A 17,376-nucleotide genomic window follows, 5' to 3' on the forward strand; every position below is an offset into this window, starting at 1 on the left:
TGCCACCGTAGGACTCCCAAACATGACCGCGGAGCCCGTGCGCATCCACGTCGACCGTGGAACGAGGGCTCATGCCCCGGCCGGCTTGAATCGACCCGAAAGCCGGAGGCCATCGCGCACCATGAGGCCCAGAAGAAAGAGGTTCATCGCGCCCGCGGCGAACTCAATCCCCTGGAGCGTCATGAACAGAGCGCCGAACGAACCGGCGCTCGCGAGCCGGTGGAGTCCGAGCGCGCAGGGAACCAGAACGAGCAGGCCATTCGCGGCGATGAACTTCATCCGCCGCCGCTTCCCATCCACCAGCTCCCCGCCGCGTGCCGTGCCCATCACATTGCCTGTCCCTCCTGCGATGGCCATCGCAGGGACCAGCACGCCAAGTCCGTACGCGATGATCCGTTTCACGGACAGGACGGCGCCATGGCTTCCCATCCCCTCCACGAGCAAGGTGGAGGTGAGGAAGGTGGCCACTGTCATGAACGCGATCACACCTGTGACAGCATGGATCCTCCGCGTGAGACTACCTGCCCTTGTCGGGGTCATCATGGGTTCACGCCGCCTATCCCTCCGCACGCACGGTGCCGAGCACCGGTTTGCACCCGATCACCAGGGATTCGACGAACGCCGCCGGGGACAATGCCAGGATGAACTCGACGGCCCGCCCGACATCCCCGGGAGCGATCATCTGGTCCTGCCGCAGGCCTGAACCCGCGGACATGCCGGTGTCGACCACGTCCGGACAGAGCGCGGTGACCTTGATGCCCCGGGGCTGGAGTTCGCGCGCCAGGGACCGGGTGTAGCCGACCAGGGCGTGCTTGCTGGTCGCATAGCCTCCGACGGCGGCGAAGGGCTCCACGCCGGTGATCGAAGCGATGTTGAAGACGTGCGCGGAACCCGCCGCCTCCAGTGAATCCATGCAGGCCGCGCAGACGTTGTGGATCGCCTTCACGTTGATCGTCAGGAGCGCATCGAGGTCCTCCAGGCTCATCGCGCTGGTGCCGAACCGGAAGATGCCCGCCGAGTTCACCAGTACTTCCAGGCGCCCCCAGGGCCGGAGCGCGGCCTGGATGGCGACGCGAGCTTCGGAGAAGTCTTGAACGTCGACCACGACACAGCTCGCCTGGACGCCAAACTCCCGGCGGAGCTCCGCCGCGTTCTCCTCAAGCTTCTCCGCGTCCCGGGCGACAAGGATGAGATGGAAACCAAGCCGCGCAAGACTCCGGCTGATTTCACGGCCAATGCCACGGCTGGCCCCGGTCACGAGCGCGACCCGGAACGCATGCGCTTCTGTCATTCGAACCTCAAGCCGTGCACCTGCACGCACAGCGATGGATGAAGCCGGTAGTTCATGGAGCGTTCGCGGTGCCGGTCGTACGCCTTGTCTCCCAGGGACTTCTTGAAGTCCTCCGCACCGCGCCACTGCGCCACGTTGAAAAGGTTGTATTTGTTCGACGGCGATGTCGCCCGGAACAACCGAGCGTTGAGGAAGCCGTCGCTCGCCGCCATGTGGTCCCTGGCCCGACCCCACATGTCGAGCACCCCGGGAATCTCCTGCTCGGAGATCTCGAAGGGGTTGATCAGCCAGGCATGACCCGGAAGCGTTGGCGTCAACTCCGACAGCGCGACCTCCAGGTGGCACACCGTGCGCTCAACCCCACCCACCGCCACGATGCGCGCAGACGCGGAGCCTGGCACCGCTTCAATGGTGGCGGCGCTGTCGAAGCCATGAACCGACAGCAGGGCATAGGTCACGTCGCGAATCGGCTCCGTGACCCTGAACAATTCGGCCGTGCGCAGCGCACCATCCACCGCGAGCCTGCGCACCTCGTCCCGCCAGCGGGCGGCATAGTCTGACGCCGCATCGGCGTCGACGACGTCAATCACGTACTTCATCTCGTGGCCGCCTCCAGCGCACGGACCGGCGCCGGGGTGCGCAAGAGGATGCGGCGGGTCAGAAACAGGGAGAAGTCGGTCTTGAACGCGTCGACAATCTCCATGAAACGGTCGGTGTGAACCGCGTGGAAGAGGGCTTCGGCGCTCTCCCACTCCGCGATGTTGATGAACTGGATGGAGTCCGCGAGGTGGGTGTTCTGGAACAGACTCGCGTTGAGGTAGCCGGGCTGCTGGGCCATGTGGCGCGCCGCCTCGGCCCACATGGCGGCGTAGGCCGCCATCCGCTCCTCCGGCAGGTAGATGATGTCCAGCAGGACCATGCGATCAGAGGACGGGGCGAAGCGGTACTCGGCACCATCGACGAGGTTCATCTTGAACCCCGTGAACCGGGTCCCCGCCGCATTCAGCCGGGAGACGAGGTCGGGCTGGCTCCGGACCGCCGCGCGGGCACGCTCCCAGTCCTCCGCCGAGTCCCACGCGCACAGGCTCGCGAGCTTCCAGTCCGTGCGAGGCATGAGCGTCTGGAAGGTCTCTACGAGTTGACCGCCCCGGAAGCCGGGCTGCGTGGACAGGAAGGCACAGACGGCCTCCCAGGAGCTGGTGGCGAGGGCGCGGTCCGACGTTTCGAGAAGATCGATGACCATCATCAGGGTGTGTCCTTCTTCGTGATCTCTTCGATCACGTTCGAAAAGCAGATCTGGAAGGTCCCCGAAAAGGGGGAGACGATCTGCTGGTAGTCCCTGCCTTCGAACTGCGTCATGAAGGCCGCCTCCGTCTCCCACTCCGCGCGACTCACGAAATAGAAGGTGTCTTCACCGGGGTGGAAGGTCTGGAAGAGCTCCGCGCCAATGAAGCCTTCGCGCCGCGCCATGAGCCTCCGGGTCGCGTTCCACATCCGCGCGTTATCGGCCGCCTGGGGACGCCGGATGCGGTAGGGATTGAGGATCACCAGATTCGAATCCCGGGCGGGTTGCGAGATGAAATCGCTCTGATCGACACACCCGTAGAGGTTGATGCCGCGTACGCCCTCGACAGGGAGCGTTGCGCCGGTCGCCTCGGCGGAATGGTAGGCGGCGAGATCGTTCCACCGGGCAATGCTGACCAGATCGTACCCGGTGGCGTTCATGCGCCTGTAGACACGGTGGATGCGCGTGCTCAAGAACCCTGGTTGGGCTGCCAGCTCCCGGGAGGCCCTCACCCAGGCGCGCTCCAGGGAAGTGACTTCCGCGGATTCGGCGATATCAATCCGTGCAATCATGCGACCTCGCGTCGTGCGTGCAGCCCTGGAGACGGGCGACCAGGATCTGACTTCTCGGCTGGAAGCCGCCGGTGATGAGTTGTTGGAAGGCGGTGCTCGCGAACGCGGCCTGGAACGCGGGGGCGTCCTGCCAACGTGCGACGTTCACGAAAGCGCAGCCACTGTCAGAGGCCATGGATTCAAACAGGTGCGCGCGGATGAACCCCCGCTGCATCTCCATGAACCGCGCGGCCCGGATGAACTGCGCCAGGAAACGCTCGCGCTCCCCAGCAGCCAGCGCGCACATGGTGATGAGCAGGATGCCGCCCGGGAGCACCGGACCCCGCTTTCGGCGACGCGCGCGAAAGACAGTCCGCGTGTCGAGGACGAGGCCGGTGCCTGACAGGGGGGCATTGACACTTCGATGTCCGGGGCGCCGCTCGGGGATCGTCGAAACTTCCATCCGCGTGTAACCGGCCTGCCCGTAGCCGGCGCGGTCCAGTTCATCCTGCGCGATGGCGACGGAAAAGCGGACGCGCCCCCTTCCGAAGCGCTGGAAGAGTACGCCCGCTGTGTCGTCGCAAGTCTCCTGCGGAGACTGCGCGGAGAAATCGAACCGGATGATCATGACGACGTCTCAATAGCCATTCATCCCCAAGCGACACCATGAGCTCTTTGTTGAATTGACACAGAGGCCGGACTGTGACCGAGCCCCCACGAATGGATTCTCAAACGGAGGGACAGTGGACTAGAACGCCCTCAAGGATGAACAGGGGGCCGACGGGCTTGCCTTGACTCCATGGCCCTGCCGTATGCGCGTTCTCGCCTTCCTCCTCGTCTGGCTCCTGGCCTTCCCCCTCTGGGCCGCTGAACGAGAAAAGCGCTTGCTCGTCTTCGTCCCGGAGAGCACCACGGTGCCGGCCATCGCTGACTTCACCCAGAGCCTCCGGCGGACGGTGCTGGCCGAGCAACACGGCGGGGTCACCGTCGACGTCGAGTCCCTGGACATGGCTTGGTTCGGCGGAGCCGAGTACGAGCGCGCGCTGCGCGACTTCTACCTCGTCAAATACCGCCAGCAGCGGCCTGATGCCCTGGTCTCCTTCGTGGACGCGACGCCCTTCGCGGCATACCTCCAACAACAACTGTGGCCTGACATGCCCCTGCTCTGCGTCTTCAATGACGACTTCCTTATCGCGACGGTGACCCAGGGCCCCTACCTCCGGGCGAACTGGGCGGACCTCGACGTGACTGGCACCGTCCAGCTGGCGCTGCGGCTGTTGCCGGACACGCGCCACGTGGCGCTCATCGTCGGATCCAGCCAGCGAGAGCTGGCCGCCTGGTCCTTCCTGTCGCGGGAGGTCCGCGCCGCGGCGCCGGGACGCGACTTCATCAACCTGACCAACCTGACGCTGGAGCAGTTGCGACAGCGTGTCCGCACCCTTCCCGAGGACACCGTCGTCATCATCGTGGGCTACATGCAGGACGCTGCGGGCCGGAGCCTCATCACCCGGGACGTCACTCACTTGCTGCACACCGAAGGGAGCCCGCCCCTCTTCAGCGTCCACAAGACCATGCTGGGCAGCGGCATCGTTGGCGGAATGCTCCTGGACTACGAACTGCTGGGGCAGAAGGTCGCGCGACGCGCCCTGCGACTGCTCGAAGGGGAGCGAGCCTCGGACCTGCCTCCAGGCGATCTCAAGGCCAACGTGGCCGCCTTCGACGAGCGGGAGTTGAAGCGCTGGAGCATTCCCGAAAGCAGACTTCCTGCCGGCAGCAGGGTGATGTTCCACGAACCCGGGCTCTGGGAGCGCTACCGCTGGCAGATGACTTCCATCCTGGCAGCGGGCCTGATGAAGGGGGCACTCATCATCGTGCTACTGCTGGAGCGCAGACGACGGTGGAAGGCCCAGAGACTGAACTTGGCCGTGCTGGACTCGCTTCCAGGTGCCGTCGCCATCCTCGACCCGAGCGGGGTGGTGCTCCGGAGCAATCCCCTTCCTGGTCCCGGCAGGGAGCCCGGCGGCCTCCCCGCGCACAAGCTGCTGGCCGCGGGTGGGTCCTATGTGGCCGCACTCCGGGAAGCGGCGCGCGAGGGCCCCCCGGAGATGAAGGGTGCGGTGTCACTGCTCCAGGAGGTGCTCTCGAAGCGCTCCTGGGAAGGCGTCGCGGAGTCCCGGGGGCTCGCCCCCGGCACATGGTTCGAGCTGCGCGCCCACCAGTTGGAGCTGCCTGAAGGCGGCGCCTTCGTGTCACTGGTGGACGTCACGCCCCGCAGACGCGCGGAGTTGGAGGCCCGGCAGGCCAGGGACGAACGGGCGCACCTGGAGCGGGTGGCCGCCGTGGGAGAGCTGGGGGTTTCCATCGCCCATGAATTGAACCAGCCGCTGGCCGCCATCCTCACCAACGCGGAGACAGCTCAGCGGCTCCTGCGGCGCACGCCCACGGACCTCTCACTGCTGGCGGAAGTCCTCCAGGACATCGTCGCCGACGACAAGCGCGCTGGAGGCATCATCCGTCACATGCGCGCGCTGCTGAAGAAGGGCGAGGCGCGACACGCCAACCACGATCTCAACGAACTGGTGCGCGAGGTGCTTCGACTGGTGGCCTCCGATGCCCTGGTGCGCGGAGCCGAATTGTTCCTCCATCTCGCCGAGGCCCACCTGCCCGTCCATGGCGACAGCGTGCAGTTGCAGCAGGTGGTGCTCAACCTGACCCTCAACGCACTGGACGCGGTCAGCCACCAACCCGCCGGCCTGCGTCAAGTTTGGGTCCACACGCGAAGATTGGAGGGACACGTGGAGTTGGTAGTAGAGGACACGGGCGTGGGCATGACGGATGAAACGCTCCAGCGCCTGTTCGAACCCTTCTTCACCACCAAACGCGAGGGACTGGGCATGGGCCTGTCCATCAGCCTCTCCATCCTCGAAGTCCACCAGGGCAGACTCCAGGCCGAGCGCCGCGAGGGAGGGGGCAGCCTCCTGCGCTGCCTCCTGCCGGTGAGTCCCTCCCAGGAAGGCGATTCATGAAGACGGATTCCCCCACGGTTTTCGTCGTGGACGATGACCCTTCGGTCCTGCGCAGCCTGGAGCGCATGTTCCAGACGGAAGGCTACAAGGTCCAGGGGTTCGCCCACCCCCGGCAGATGCTGGAGCGCGAGCCCTGGCCGGGTCCGGGCTGCGTGGTCATGGACCTGCGCATGCCGGAGTTCAACGGACTGGAGCTCCAGGAGCGGCTGGGACAGGCGGGTTGGACCCACCCCATCGTCTTCATCAGCGGGCACGGCGACGTCACCACCGCCGTGCGAGCCATGAAGGCCGGGGCGCTGGACTTCCTGCCCAAACCCTTCAGCTCGGAGGACCTGCTGGCAGCCGTGACCCAGGCGCTCGCGAAGGATCAAGCGGCCCGGGCCCACGAGGCGGACCATGCGCTGTTGCAGGCCCGCTTCGCCACGCTGTCCCCTCGTGAGTGGGAGGTTTGCCGAGGGGTGGCGCGAGGACTGCTCAGCAAGCAGATCGCGGCGGAGTTGGGCACCGCCGAGCAGACCGTACGTCTTCAGCGGGGCCGGGTGATGGCCAAGCTGTCCGTGGGCTCCGTGGCGGAATTGGTCCGACTGCTGGAGCGGCTGGATTCAAAGCCCTGAAACAGGCGCACCACACATCTCACTGGATGTGTCAATTCAACAAAGAGCTGAATAGGCCCTCCCCGGATTCATGGCTATAGGGAATGGACAACGCGCCAACGCGGCCGGATGCCGCTTGGTTGCCCTTGTCCAGGCCCACCGGGGAGACCTCCATGCAGCTGATGGAACATCACATTGAAGTCGACGCCGACGTCGCAGCCGCCTACCAGGTGTGTTTCGACGTCGAGCGTTGGCCGCGAATCTTCCCACCCTGTCAAGCGGCCAGGGTCCTGGAGCAGGACGGGCAATCCCAGCTCATTGAAGTCACCGCCCTGGCCAATGGCCAGTCCCTGCACTGGCGCTCCCATCGGGAGTTCTTCCCCGAGGCGCACGTCATCACCTTCCGGCAGGTCCAGCCCTCCCCGCTGCTGAAATGGATGGAGGGCGTCTGGCGCTTCTTTCCCTTGCGCCAGGGCACCCTGGTGGTGCTGGAGCACCGCTTCGACATCAAGGAGCGGATCACCGACGACCACGGCGTGCAGGGCGTCACCACACCCCTCCAGGCCCTGGAGTTCATGAAGCGCTCGGTGGACACCAACAGCCAGCGCGAACTGGCCGCCCTCAAGGAGTACCTCGAAGGCGGCGCGACCCGGAGCGCTCCTTCCGAGTGGCGGCGGCGGTTCGAGGAGCAACTTGTCATCGCCGCCCGCCCCGAGGCCGTCTTCGAGCTGTTGAAGCGGGCGGACCGGTGGCCCGGGCTGCTGCCCCACTGCCACGCGGTCGAGATGGTCTACGACGATGATCACCACCAGGAGTTCGTCATGACGGTGTCCACCCAGGCGGGCGTGGAGCGCATCCGCACCGTCCGCCAGTGCACCGCGGCGTCCCGCGTCTCCTACTTCCAGTCCGAACCCCCTCCCCTCATCCGCATCCACACCGGGGAGTGGCTCTTGGAGCCCACCTCCGGCGGCGTGCGCGTCACGTCCCGTCACGAGGTCGAGCTCAAGCCCGACAAGGTGAAACAACTCTGGGGAGACGTCTCCCCCGACGAGGCGATGGGACGCGTCGAGCAAGCCATCAACGCCAACAGTCGAGGAACCCTCCAGGCCCTCCAGCAAAGGCTCGCGGTCTGATTGGCCTCGTCGCAAGCACAACACCTTTCCAAGGAACAAAAGCCTTCATGCCACAGCAGGATGAGAACAAGGCCCCCCCCCGGAAGCGGGCGCTGGTGACAGGGGCGAGCCGAGGCATTGGCCGCGCGACGGCATTGCGGCTCGCGAAGGACGGCTTCGACGTCGCCATTACGGCGCGGACGCGCGAGCCGCTGGACGCGGTGGCTTGCGAACTTCGACAGCTTGGGGCGCGGTCGTTCGTCGCCCTGTGCGACGTGCGCTCACCGGACTCCATCCACGCGATGGTGAACGACGTGGTCTCCGCGATGGGCGGTGTCGAGGTGCTCGTCAACAACGCGGGCCGCCCGGGTGGTGGAGTCACCCGGGAGGTGGAGGACGAACAGTGGCGGGAGGTCATCGAGACCAACCTCCACAGCGTCTTCTACGCCACCAAGGCGATGCTCAAGATCAGCCCCATGCTCCAGAGCATCATCAACATCGCCTCCACGGGCGGAAAACAGGGGGTGCTGCACGGGGCGCCCTACAGTGCCTCGAAGCACGGCGTGGTGGGCTTCACGAAGTCGCTCGGCCTGGAGCTGGCGGGCCAGGGCATCACGGTCAACGCGGTGTGTCCGGGATTCGTGGAGACGGGCATGGCCGAGAAGGTCCGTGGCAACTACGCGCGCATCTGGGGCGTGCCCGTGGAGGACGCCAAGAAGCGCATCGAACAGCGCGTGCCCATCGGCCGCTACATCTCGCCCGACGAGGTGGCCGACATGGTGGCCTACCTCGCCTCGGAGCGCGCCCGGGGAATTACCGCGCAGGCCCTCAACGTCTGCGGCGGTCTGGGGAACTACTGATGAAGACCCACAAGTCCAGGGAGCGGCGTGTCGTCGTGACGGGAATGGGGATCGTCGCGCCCAACGGCGTGGGCCTGAAGGACTTCTGGCGAAACACGCTGGAAGGTCGCTCCGGCATCTTCGAGGTGGATCGCTTCCGGCTCGATGGCCTGAAGGCACGGATCGCCGGGCTGGTGAAGGACTTCCGCCCCCGGGAGCTGGGGCTGCGTGAGGAGCAGGTGCGACGCCTGGACCGCTACGCCCAGTTCGCGCTGGCGGCGGCGCGCATGGCCACGGAGGACGCGAGGTTCAACCTTCCCGGGATGGCACCCGAGCGGCTGGGCGTGTGCGTGGCCAATGCCATCTGCGGCACCCGCTTCATGGAGGAGGAGTTCCTGGCCCTGACCGAACGGGGCACCGTGCCCCTGGAAGGGGCGTGGGTCCAGCGATGGCTCTACCAGGGCGCGACCTTCAACACCGCCTCGGCGGAGCTGGCGCGGGAGTACAGGGCCTTGGGTCCCTGCTTCACCGTGAGCACCGGCTGCACCGCCGGGCTGGATGCCATCGGGTTCGCCCTGGACCGGATCCGCTCGAACGAGGCGGACGTGATGATCTGCGGCGCCTCCGAGGCCCCCATCACCCCCATCGCCATGGGCGCCTTCGACGTTGTCGGCGCGCTCTCCAGCAAACGCAACCACGCGCCGCACCAGGCCTCGCGCCCATTCGACGCCGACCGTGACGGCTTCGTGCTCGGAGAGGGGGCCGGCATCCTCGTCCTGGAGGAGCTCCAGCACGCGCGGCGGCGCGGCGTCCCCATCTACGCCGAGGTGCGGGGGTTTGGCTCCTGCAACAACGCCTTCCACATGACCGACCTTCCACCGGACGGCCATGACCTGGCGCGGGCCCTGAAGGCCGCGCTCCACGACGCGAGCGTCCGCCCCGAGGAGGTCCACTACGTCTCCGCGCACGGAAGCTCTACCCGCCAGAATGACGTCAACGAGACGACGGCCCTCAAGGAGATCCTGGGCGCGCACGCCTACTCGGTGCCGGTCAGCTCCCTGAAGTCCATGGTCGGCCACCCCCTGGCCGCGGCCAACGCGCTCGAAAGCATCTCCGCCCTGCTCGCGCTGCATACCGGAACGCTGCCTCCGACGATCAACTACGAGACGCCCGACCCGGCCTGCGACCTGAACTACGTGCCCAACACGAGCGTCGCACGGAAGATCGACGTCGTCCTCAAGGAGGCCAGCGGCTTCTCCGGCATTCACAGCGCCCTGATCTTCTCCCATCCCGAGTTCGTAGGAGTTCTGCGATGAGCCGCCGCGTCGTCATGACGGGCCTGGGGATGATCACCCCGGGCGGGTTGGGTAAACGTGACACATGGGCCAGCACCCTGGCCGCGAAGCCGTGCATCCGGCCCCTCACCGGCCATCCGTTGACGGAGCGCTCGGGTTGGCAGGGAGGCACGCTGGAGGGCTTCACCCCTGCGGACTTCATGCCCAAGCGGCTTGCCCGCAAGCTCGACCCATACACCCAATACGCCGTGGCAGCGTCGCGGCTCGCCCTGGAGGATGGCGCCATCGACCTGGAGAAGGTCGACCGGGAGCGCTTTGGCGTCTTCGTGGGCAACTGTCTGGGAGGCTGGGATTACACCGACCGGGAGCTGCGCAAGCTGCACACCCAGGGCTACAAGGCGCTCAGCCCGTTCCAGGCGACGGCCTGGTTTCCCGCCGCGCCCCAGGGACAGATCTCCATCCTCTTCGGGCTCCGGGGCCACAGCAAGACGCTGGTCTGCGACCGCGCCAGCGGGCTGGTGAGCCTGGGGTATGCGGCGCGCACCATTGCCCAGGGAACAGCGGACCTCATCCTCGCGGGTGGCGCGGAGGCCCCGCTCACGCCCTTCGCCTACCTGGCCTGCACGACTGAGGGCGTGGTCGCAGAAGGGCATGCCTCGGGCGCGGAGCCCCGGGCCTACCGTCCGTTTGACAGCTCACGAACGGGGCTGCTGCCAGGGGAAGGCGCTGTCTTCGTCGTGCTCGAGGAGCGCGAACACGCCTTGCGGCGGGGCGCCCATGTCTACGCGGAGGTGGACGGCTTCGCGCTGTCGAGCGACGCCTGCCATCCCGCCACACTCCCCCCGGAAGAGGGGGGACTGTCACGCGCCATGAACGGAGCGATGAGCGATGCCGGGCTCACCCCCCGTGACATCCACCTGTTGCTGGCGGATGGGCTCGCCACACCGGAGGGAGATCGGCAGGAGGCCATTGCCATCCAGAAGGTGTTTGGTGACCACGGCCCGCGCCTGCCGGTGACGGCGCCCAAGTCCATGACCGGGCACCTGTACGGTGCGGCCGGGGCACTGGATGCGGCCTGGGGCGCCCTCGCCATCGAGCACCGCCAGCTTCCTCCGACGGTGGGGATCCAGCACCTGGATCCAGCGCTGGGGCTGGCCGTGGTGACCCGAACCGAACCAGCCCGTCAGCTGGAGACCGTCCTGATCAACTCACGGGGGGCCGGCGGCATGAATGCGTCGCTGGTGCTCCGGCGAGACCCGGGCTGCTAGCCCGCCCCCCATCCCACGACCCATCGAGTCCATCACCATGCATCCAGAGAACGAATTGAAGCTCAAGACGATCCTCTCCGACCTGTTGGAGCGAAAGGCCGACGAACTCAAGGCCACGAGCCTCCTCAAGGAGGACCTCGGCGTGGACTCGACCGAGATGGTCGAGCTCTGCGGGGCGCTGGAGAAGGCGTTTGGCATCCAGATCGATGACGCGGTCGAGAAGCGGCTGAAGACCGTGGGCGATCTCTACTCGCTCCTGTCGGCGAAGGCCTGACAGGAGCGCTCCATGGTCATTGGCATCGGGGTCGATCTCTGTGAGATCGACCGCCTGTCCAGGGCACTGCAGCGGGATGAGGGCCGCTTCGAGGCGCGCGTCTTCACCCCGGCGGAGCGCGCCTATTGCCGCAAGCATGCCCAGCCCGGTCAACACTTCGCGGCACGCTTCGCGGCGAAGGAGGCGGTCATCAAGGCGCTGGGGGCCCCCGAAGGGCTGCGCTGGCATGAGATGGAGGTGCTCAACAGCACCGAAGGCAAACCCGAGCTCAAGCTGTCCGGGGCCACCCATCTGCTCGCGGCACGTCTTGGCATCCGGTGTTTCCACGTCAGCCTGAGCCACACTGCGGGATTCGCTATCGCGATGGTGGTCGCCGAGGATGTGCTGCCGACTGCGGGGGCATGACGCCTGCTGTCCCTCCTGAACGCAGAACACCGGCAGTGCTTTGCTGGCGCGCCCAGCCTCCGCCCTACGCGATGATCGTGGCGTCCATCACGGTGAGGGCCACGCCGCCGACACGGGCCCGCACGATGTGGCCCGGCCTGCCGGTGACTTCGATGTCGATGCGGCCCGGCTTGCCCAGGGTGTCTCCCTGTTCGATGCGACCACTCACCGTGCCGCCCTGCTCCGGCAGGCGCAGGACGCCGTGCTCGGCGAGCCAGGCCGCGAGCGGGCCCGCCGCGGAGCCCGTCACCGGATCCTCCAGGATGCCGAAGCCCGGGACGAAGTAGCGCGCCTGCGCCACGCTGCCCTGCTCCTTCGCGTCCAGCGTGAAGAGGTACACGCCCCGCACGCCGTGCGGCATCAGCAGGGCATTCATCACCGCGCCTCGCGGGACCAGCGACTCCAGGTCCTCCCGCCGCTTCAAGGGAACCACCAGGCGATGCCCCTGGCGGATCACCGGCAACGCCGGATCCACCTGCTCCACCCTGCCCCCCAGCGTGGGCATCAGCGCCTCCAGCGTCACGGGGCTTTGCTGCGTCTCCGGTTGGGGCGTGGCGATCCAGACCTGCGTCCCCTGCGCGCCCCGCGACTCCAGTTCGACGTCGAACGTGCCTGCGGGGCACTCCAGGCGGTAGGTGCCCGGGCTTCGCAGGAGTCCCTTCTCCGCGAGCAGGTGGAAGGTGGCGACGGTGGCGTGGCCACAGAAGGGAATCTCATCCACGGGCGTGAAGTAGCGCAGGCGCACCGCCGGGGCCTCCGGCCGGGACAGGACGAAGGCCGTCTCGGAGGCGCCCACCACCGCGGCAACCCGCTGCATCGTGGGCGCATCGAGCGAGGACGCGTCGAGCATCACGCCCGCCCGGTTGCCCGCGCCGGGGCTCCGGGTGAACGCGTCGATGATCCGAACCTGCATGGAGGACTCCGGACGAAGGGGTGGCTGAAGGGCACAGCCATGCTCCGCCCTTCAGCCACCGTCAAGCACCGGAGTCTGCCTTTGAACAGCGAGCGAGTGGTCCGTCAGTGGATGGGCTTCTTCGGGGTGCCCGTGGCGGCCTTCTCACTGGCGCCGCCCTTCACCTCGATGCGGCGGCCCTGGGACTTCGTTTGCGGCAGCTTCATGGAGACCTCCAGGACGCCGTTCTCGAACCGGGCCTGGGCGTTGTCCGTGTCGATGCCCTCCGGGAGCGGAATGGCTCGCTGGAAAGAGCCGGAGCCGCGCTCCAGCCGCCAGATGCCGCCGCGCTCCTCCTCGTGCTCGAAGTTCCGCTCGCCTTCGAGGATGAGCAGGTCCTCCAGCACCTCGACGCGGATGTCCTCCTGTTTCATTCCCGGCAGGTCGGCCCGCACCACGAGGTTGCCGTCCTGCTCCAGCACGTCCACCTGCGGCGACCAGGGCACGGCCTCAACGTCTCCGCCGCTCCGGAGCAGGCCCCCCATGGAGGGGAAGCCGCGTCCCGGACCGAAGTCCATGAAGAGCTGATCCATGTCCTCCATCATGCGGCGCATCAGACCGAACGGGCTCTGGATGGCCCCGCCTCGCTGGAAGGCTGGAACCTGGCTTTCACGGCGCGAGATGCCCGAGCCCCTGGAGGTCTCCTGGCGTGTGGCCACGTCCTTCTGGGTCTCCGCCTGCCTGGACGACTCCGGCTCCTTGTTCACCCCCGGTGCGGTGGATGAGGCTCCCAGTCCCCCTGCGTTCACTTTCTCCGTTGCCATGACGTCCTCCCCGGGAGCCGTCCGGCCGGCGCACGGCCCGTCGGGCAGCCCCCTCAAGTCGAAGCGGGACGAAGCCCGTCCCACGCTGAAAGCTGGCGGTGGGCACCGGCCCCATCAAGTGACTGTCGCGGGCACACCGGCCCGGCGTGGGCACGGACGTGCTGTCGCAGGGACCTTCACCGTCGGGCACTGAAGGTCCCTCGCACGCTCATGCACAACGGGGTTGAACAGGAGCGCCCGAGCAGGCACAGCAGGAGGGCATGGGTTCTTCGAAACGCTACGGGTGGGTGGTGCTGGCGGTGTTGCTCCAGGCGGGCAGCGCGTCAGCGCAGATCGTCAATGTGCAGGCGCTCTTCGACGAGAAGGCGGAGCCGGGGCCCGCCGCCGCGATCGAGCTGGGGGGTGACTGGCGCACGGGCAGTACGGAGCTCTTCTCCGTGCGCGGGTCGCTGGTGGGGCAGCTGCGCTCCGAGCGCAACCTGTGGCTGGGGGTCATCCGGGGTGAGTACTCGTTCGCCAGCGGCGAGCGCATCGTGAGCCAGGTGCTGGAGCACGTCCGCTACCGTCGGCGCTTCACCGACCGCGTGTCCGGCGAGGTGTTCCTCCAGCACGAGTACAACGAGTTCCGTCGGCTCCAGCTGCGAGCCCTCCTGGGCGCCGGCCCACGCTTCGTGCTGTTCAACGAGGAGGCCACGGGGCTCACGTTCGGCGTCGCGCTGATGGTGGAGCACGAGCGGCTGCGCAAGGACGGCGAGGCGGACGCGGGAGACCGCTACACGGATCCGCGCATGTCCAGCTACCTGCTGGGCCGGGTGAAGCTGATGGAGAACATCCAGCTCGTGGAGACGGTGTACTTCCAGCCGCGCGTCACCCGCCCGTCCGACCTGCGCGTGCTCAACGAGACCCTGTTCGCGGTGACGCCCAACCCCCGCGTCACCGTGGGCATCGGCTTCAACATCACCTACGACAGCGCGCCGCCCGCGACAGTGCCGGCCCTGGACACGCAGCTGCGCACCACCGTGGGCGTGAAGCTCTAGGGCGTGATGCCGAAGTGACGGCGCAGGCCGCGCTGGCCCGAGGGCGTGACCCGGAGCCCGCGCGAGTCGGGTTGACGTTCGACCCAGCCCAGCGAGAACACGCGTGAGGCGAGCGCGGCCCCCAGCGCTCCGGCGAGGTGGTCGCGCCGCTCGCTCCAGTCGAGGCAGCGGTGCGCGAACTGGCGACGCTGGTCCCGCAAGGGGGCCAGCTCGATGCCGAAGGCCTCGAACCAACCCTCACCGCTCGGCGTCAGCGCGAAGGCACGGCGCCGGAGGGCGAGGTGCCCGTCGCGCACGAGCGCATCGGTGATGCCCATGCCGAGCCTTCCCGCCAGGTGGTCGTAGCAGTAGCGGGCGGCCCGGAGGGGCTCGGGTGTGGCCGAGGCGCGGGGTCCCCGCACCGCCACCGTCATCAGCGCCTCCACCATGCGCACGACGGTGGGCGTGGCGAGCCGGAACACCTTGTTGCGTCCCTGGCGGGTGGAGCGGATCAACCGGGCCTGCTCCAGGCGCTTGAGGTGCACCGTGGCCGTCGCGGGGCTGACGCCCGTGCCGAAGGCCAGCTCCTTGGCGACGAGCGACCGGCCCTCCATGAGCAACTCCAGCATGCGGATCCGCGTGGCATCCCCCACGGCGCCCGCCAGCGTGGCGAGGTCCGGCCCTGCATCCACCGTTCGTTCCATGACGAACCATTTCCTAGCACAGGCGGGGGCCTGGAGGAGGAGAGTGCCCGGAGCGAGGAACGATGACACCGCCCACCGACCCGTATCAGGCCGTCACCCACCCCGACCCCTACCCGTACTACGCCGGCCTGTGCGCGCGGGGAGGTCTGCAACGCATCCCGGGGTTCGAGCCGTGGGTGGCGGCGGATGCCGCCACGGTGCAGGCCGTCCTCGCCCATGGGCAGCTTCGGGTGCGGCCCCAGGCGGAGCCCGTCCCATCGCACCTGGTGGGCTCCGCCGCGGGGGCCCTCTTCGGGCGGCTCGTGCGGATGAACGATGCGGCGCCCTACCCCCTCGTGAAGCAGGCGCTGTCCGACACGCTCCCCTTGCTGGTGCAGGCAGTGCATGTGGCAAGCCGCCTCCAGGCGGCACGGCTCTTTTCAGGGCTTCGGCTGTCACGCCTGCCAGAGACGGCGCTCCAGTTCCCCGTGTTCGTGCTCGGGTCCCTCCTCGGCCTTCCCGAGACGTCCCTGGAGGAGAGCGTGCGGGACGTGGAGGCCTATGTCCGCTCCGTTGCCCATCCGGCATCAAGCCCGGAGGGCGCTGCGGGGGCCGCACGTCTGGTCGAACGCATGGCCACATGCCTTCACTCAAGCCCTCGCCTCCCGGACGTGTTGGCGGCCTTCGCGGCGAGGCTGCGACACGGCGGAGCCCCCGAGGAGGCGCTGATTCCCAACGCCGTGGGGCTGATCACACAAGCCTACGAGGCCACTGCGGGCCTTGTCGGCGCGTCACTGCTCGCCATCGCGCGGATGCCCCAGTTGCGGGAGGAGGTGGCCCGGGGCGAATGCACCCTGGAGGACATCATCCACGAGGCCGCCCGTCACGACGCTCCGGTCCAGAACACCCGACGCTTCCTGCATGCACGCGCGACGCTGGGGGAGCAGGAGCTGGAGGCGGGCGCGACCGTGGTCGTCGTGCTCGCGGCCGCGAACCGCGATCCCCGGGTGAACCCCCAGCCCGAGCGCTTCCTCCCGCATCGCCACGACCGACGGACCTTCACCTTCGGAGCGGGAGCCCATGCATGTCCAGGGCAGACGCTCGCGGTGACGATGGCCACCGCGGCGGTGGAGCAGGTGCTCGCGAGCGACCTGGACCTCACCCCGCTGTCACGCTCCGTCACCTGGCGCCCGTCCACCAACGCTCGCATCCTGGGAGGTTTTTCATGATCGCCGTCATCTTCGAAGTCCAGCCCCACGAAGAGCACCGTCAGCGGTATCTGGATCTCGCCGCGACGTTGCGGCCCCTCTTGGCGGACATTGATGGCTTCATCTCCATCGAGCGGTTCCAGAGCCTCGCGGAGCCGGGCAGTGAGGGACTACGGCATGAAGGACCGGGCAGCCGTGCCCGCCGACAGTCGCACCGTGCACGGCTGAGCCAGGGCGCGGACGCCAGGCTCCCGAAAGCCCCTTCTCCCGAACGTCCCCGCGTGTGACCGCGCCTCCAGTCACATGCCGGCAATGACTCCCCACCTTCTTTCAGGGGTGCATGATGAAGAGTGGGTTCTGGAATGCACGGCTCCTATTGCAGGGAACAGGAGCCTTGGGGCTGGCTGCCCTGTTGCTTGGATTTCCCGCACGGGGACAGACAAGGGAGTTTCTCGAAGGGTCGCCGCAGTATTCCTGCTTCGAGGCGACCCGCGCGGGAGGCGGCGCGGTGAGCGAAACCCTGGCGGCCCAGCTCTGCCAGGGCGCCCGCTCCGACGCACCGGCGCAATGTTTCCGCCGCGTCCAGGCCGGAGGCTTCCTGTCGGATCCCCAGGCGCTCCAGCTCTGTCAGTACGCCATGCCGTCGGATGATCCGGCGTCATGCTTTCTCAAGGCACGGACGTCCTCATTCCTGGATGAGTCACAGCTCGTCCAGCTTTGCCGTCCGCCCATCGCGGAGATGCTGAAGATGTGTCCCTACGGGCCCTGATTCGCC

21 protein-coding genes are annotated in these 17,376 nt (G+C 67.6%); 12 read left to right on the top strand and 9 right to left on the bottom strand.

What is annotated here, in order from left to right; all coding sequences use genetic code 11:
• Positions 1-69 precede the first annotated feature (69 nt).
• From OV207_RS28230 to OV207_RS28255, 6 genes are all read right to left on the bottom strand, one after another.
• Complete coding sequence (locus tag OV207_RS28230; RefSeq protein ID WP_267558167.1) at positions 70-474, bottom strand: hypothetical protein; 405 nt, start codon at positions 472-474, stop codon at positions 70-72.
• Between the two features lie 82 nt (positions 475-556).
• Positions 557-1,291, bottom strand: coding sequence for an SDR family oxidoreductase (locus OV207_RS28235; RefSeq protein ID WP_267558168.1), 735 nt, complete (start codon positions 1,289-1,291; stop codon positions 557-559).
• On the bottom strand, positions 1,288-1,890 hold the full coding sequence (locus OV207_RS28240; protein WP_267558169.1) for an antibiotic biosynthesis monooxygenase family protein: 603 nt from the start codon (positions 1,888-1,890) through the stop codon (positions 1,288-1,290). The genes OV207_RS28235 and OV207_RS28240 overlap by 4 nt, the downstream gene beginning before the upstream one ends.
• Entirely contained in the window at positions 1,887-2,537 is a 651-nt protein-coding gene (locus OV207_RS28245; protein WP_267558170.1) for an antibiotic biosynthesis monooxygenase family protein, read from the bottom strand. Before OV207_RS28245 ends, OV207_RS28240 begins: the two co-directional genes overlap by 4 nt.
• Positions 2,537-3,148 carry an antibiotic biosynthesis monooxygenase family protein gene (locus OV207_RS28250; RefSeq protein ID WP_267558171.1) on the bottom strand — a complete coding sequence of 204 codons (612 nt, stop codon included), beginning with the start codon at positions 3,146-3,148 and terminating at the stop codon, positions 2,537-2,539. The genes OV207_RS28245 and OV207_RS28250 overlap by 1 nt, the downstream gene beginning before the upstream one ends.
• Complete coding sequence (locus tag OV207_RS28255; RefSeq protein ID WP_267558172.1) at positions 3,132-3,755, bottom strand: antibiotic biosynthesis monooxygenase family protein; 624 nt, start codon at positions 3,753-3,755, stop codon at positions 3,132-3,134. The genes OV207_RS28250 and OV207_RS28255 overlap by 17 nt, the downstream gene beginning before the upstream one ends.
• A gap of 256 nt (positions 3,756-4,011) precedes the next feature.
• On the opposite strand from OV207_RS28255, the gene OV207_RS28260 reads away from it, so the two are divergent.
• The 8 genes from OV207_RS28260 (at position 4,012) to OV207_RS28295 (ending at position 11,939) form a co-directional block, all read left to right on the top strand.
• Positions 4,012-6,153 carry a sensor histidine kinase gene (locus tag OV207_RS28260; protein ID WP_267558173.1) on the top strand — a complete coding sequence of 714 codons (2,142 nt, stop codon included), beginning with the start codon at positions 4,012-4,014 and terminating at the stop codon, positions 6,151-6,153.
• Positions 6,150-6,767: a response regulator transcription factor gene (locus OV207_RS28265; RefSeq protein ID WP_267558174.1), complete on the top strand. Its 618-nt coding sequence runs from the start codon at positions 6,150-6,152 to the stop codon at positions 6,765-6,767. Before OV207_RS28260 ends, OV207_RS28265 begins: the two co-directional genes overlap by 4 nt.
• Before the next feature lie 152 nt (positions 6,768-6,919).
• Positions 6,920-7,879, top strand: coding sequence for an aromatase/cyclase (locus OV207_RS28270; protein ID WP_267558175.1), 960 nt, complete (start codon positions 6,920-6,922; stop codon positions 7,877-7,879).
• Between the two features lie 47 nt (positions 7,880-7,926).
• Positions 7,927-8,718, top strand: a complete 792-nt coding sequence (locus OV207_RS28275) for an SDR family NAD(P)-dependent oxidoreductase (protein ID WP_267558176.1) — start codon at positions 7,927-7,929, stop codon at positions 8,716-8,718.
• A complete protein-coding gene (locus OV207_RS28280) occupies positions 8,718-10,013 on the top strand; it encodes a beta-ketoacyl-[acyl-carrier-protein] synthase family protein (RefSeq protein WP_267558177.1) in 1,296 nt (431 codons plus the stop codon). Before OV207_RS28275 ends, OV207_RS28280 begins: the two co-directional genes overlap by 1 nt.
• Positions 10,010-11,260 carry a beta-ketoacyl-[acyl-carrier-protein] synthase family protein gene (locus OV207_RS28285; protein ID WP_267558178.1) on the top strand — a complete coding sequence of 417 codons (1,251 nt, stop codon included), beginning with the start codon at positions 10,010-10,012 and terminating at the stop codon, positions 11,258-11,260. Before OV207_RS28280 ends, OV207_RS28285 begins: the two co-directional genes overlap by 4 nt.
• A gap of 37 nt (positions 11,261-11,297) precedes the next feature.
• Positions 11,298-11,534, top strand: coding sequence for an acyl carrier protein (locus tag OV207_RS28290; protein WP_267558179.1), 237 nt, complete (start codon positions 11,298-11,300; stop codon positions 11,532-11,534).
• Between the two features lie 12 nt (positions 11,535-11,546).
• Complete coding sequence (locus OV207_RS28295; protein WP_267558180.1) at positions 11,547-11,939, top strand: holo-ACP synthase; 393 nt, start codon at positions 11,547-11,549, stop codon at positions 11,937-11,939.
• A gap of 64 nt (positions 11,940-12,003) precedes the next feature.
• Here the strand turns inward: OV207_RS28295 and OV207_RS28300 are convergent, their stop codons facing one another.
• Positions 12,004-12,891, bottom strand: coding sequence for a PhzF family phenazine biosynthesis protein (locus OV207_RS28300; RefSeq protein ID WP_267558181.1), 888 nt, complete (start codon positions 12,889-12,891; stop codon positions 12,004-12,006).
• A 104-nt stretch (positions 12,892-12,995) separates the two neighbouring features.
• Positions 12,996-13,694 carry an Hsp20/alpha crystallin family protein gene (locus OV207_RS28305; protein WP_267558182.1) on the bottom strand — a complete coding sequence of 233 codons (699 nt, stop codon included), beginning with the start codon at positions 13,692-13,694 and terminating at the stop codon, positions 12,996-12,998.
• Positions 13,695-13,954: 260 nt separating this feature from the next.
• Between OV207_RS28305 and OV207_RS28310 the strand changes: the two genes are divergently transcribed.
• Positions 13,955-14,731, top strand: a complete 777-nt coding sequence (locus tag OV207_RS28310; protein WP_267558183.1) for a DUF481 domain-containing protein — start codon at positions 13,955-13,957, stop codon at positions 14,729-14,731.
• Here the strand turns inward: OV207_RS28310 and OV207_RS28315 are convergent.
• Positions 14,728-15,414: an ArsR/SmtB family transcription factor gene (locus OV207_RS28315; protein ID WP_267558184.1), complete on the bottom strand. Its 687-nt coding sequence runs from the start codon at positions 15,412-15,414 to the stop codon at positions 14,728-14,730. The genes OV207_RS28310 and OV207_RS28315 overlap by 4 nt on opposite strands.
• A gap of 62 nt (positions 15,415-15,476) precedes the next feature.
• Here OV207_RS28315 and OV207_RS28320 point away from each other — a divergent pair, with 62 nt between their 5' ends.
• The 3 genes from OV207_RS28320 to OV207_RS28330 all read left to right on the top strand — a co-directional run bounded on the left by OV207_RS28320 (position 15,477) and on the right by OV207_RS28330 (position 17,370).
• Positions 15,477-16,622 carry a cytochrome P450 gene (locus OV207_RS28320; RefSeq protein WP_267558185.1) on the top strand — a complete coding sequence of 382 codons (1,146 nt, stop codon included), beginning with the start codon at positions 15,477-15,479 and terminating at the stop codon, positions 16,620-16,622.
• The gene (locus OV207_RS28325) at positions 16,619-16,888 is read left to right on the top strand and encodes an antibiotic biosynthesis monooxygenase family protein (protein WP_267558186.1); all 270 of its coding nucleotides are present in this window, start codon (positions 16,619-16,621) and stop codon (positions 16,886-16,888) included. The genes OV207_RS28320 and OV207_RS28325 overlap by 4 nt, the downstream gene beginning before the upstream one ends.
• Before the next feature lie 221 nt (positions 16,889-17,109).
• Complete coding sequence (locus tag OV207_RS28330; RefSeq protein ID WP_227027679.1) at positions 17,110-17,370, top strand: hypothetical protein; 261 nt, start codon at positions 17,110-17,112, stop codon at positions 17,368-17,370.
• Positions 17,371-17,376 lie beyond the last annotated feature (6 nt).

Origin of the sequence: Corallococcus sp. BB11-1 (assembly GCF_026626625.1) — a bacterium.
Classification (GTDB): Bacteria; Myxococcota; Myxococcia; order Myxococcales; family Myxococcaceae; genus Corallococcus; species Corallococcus soli.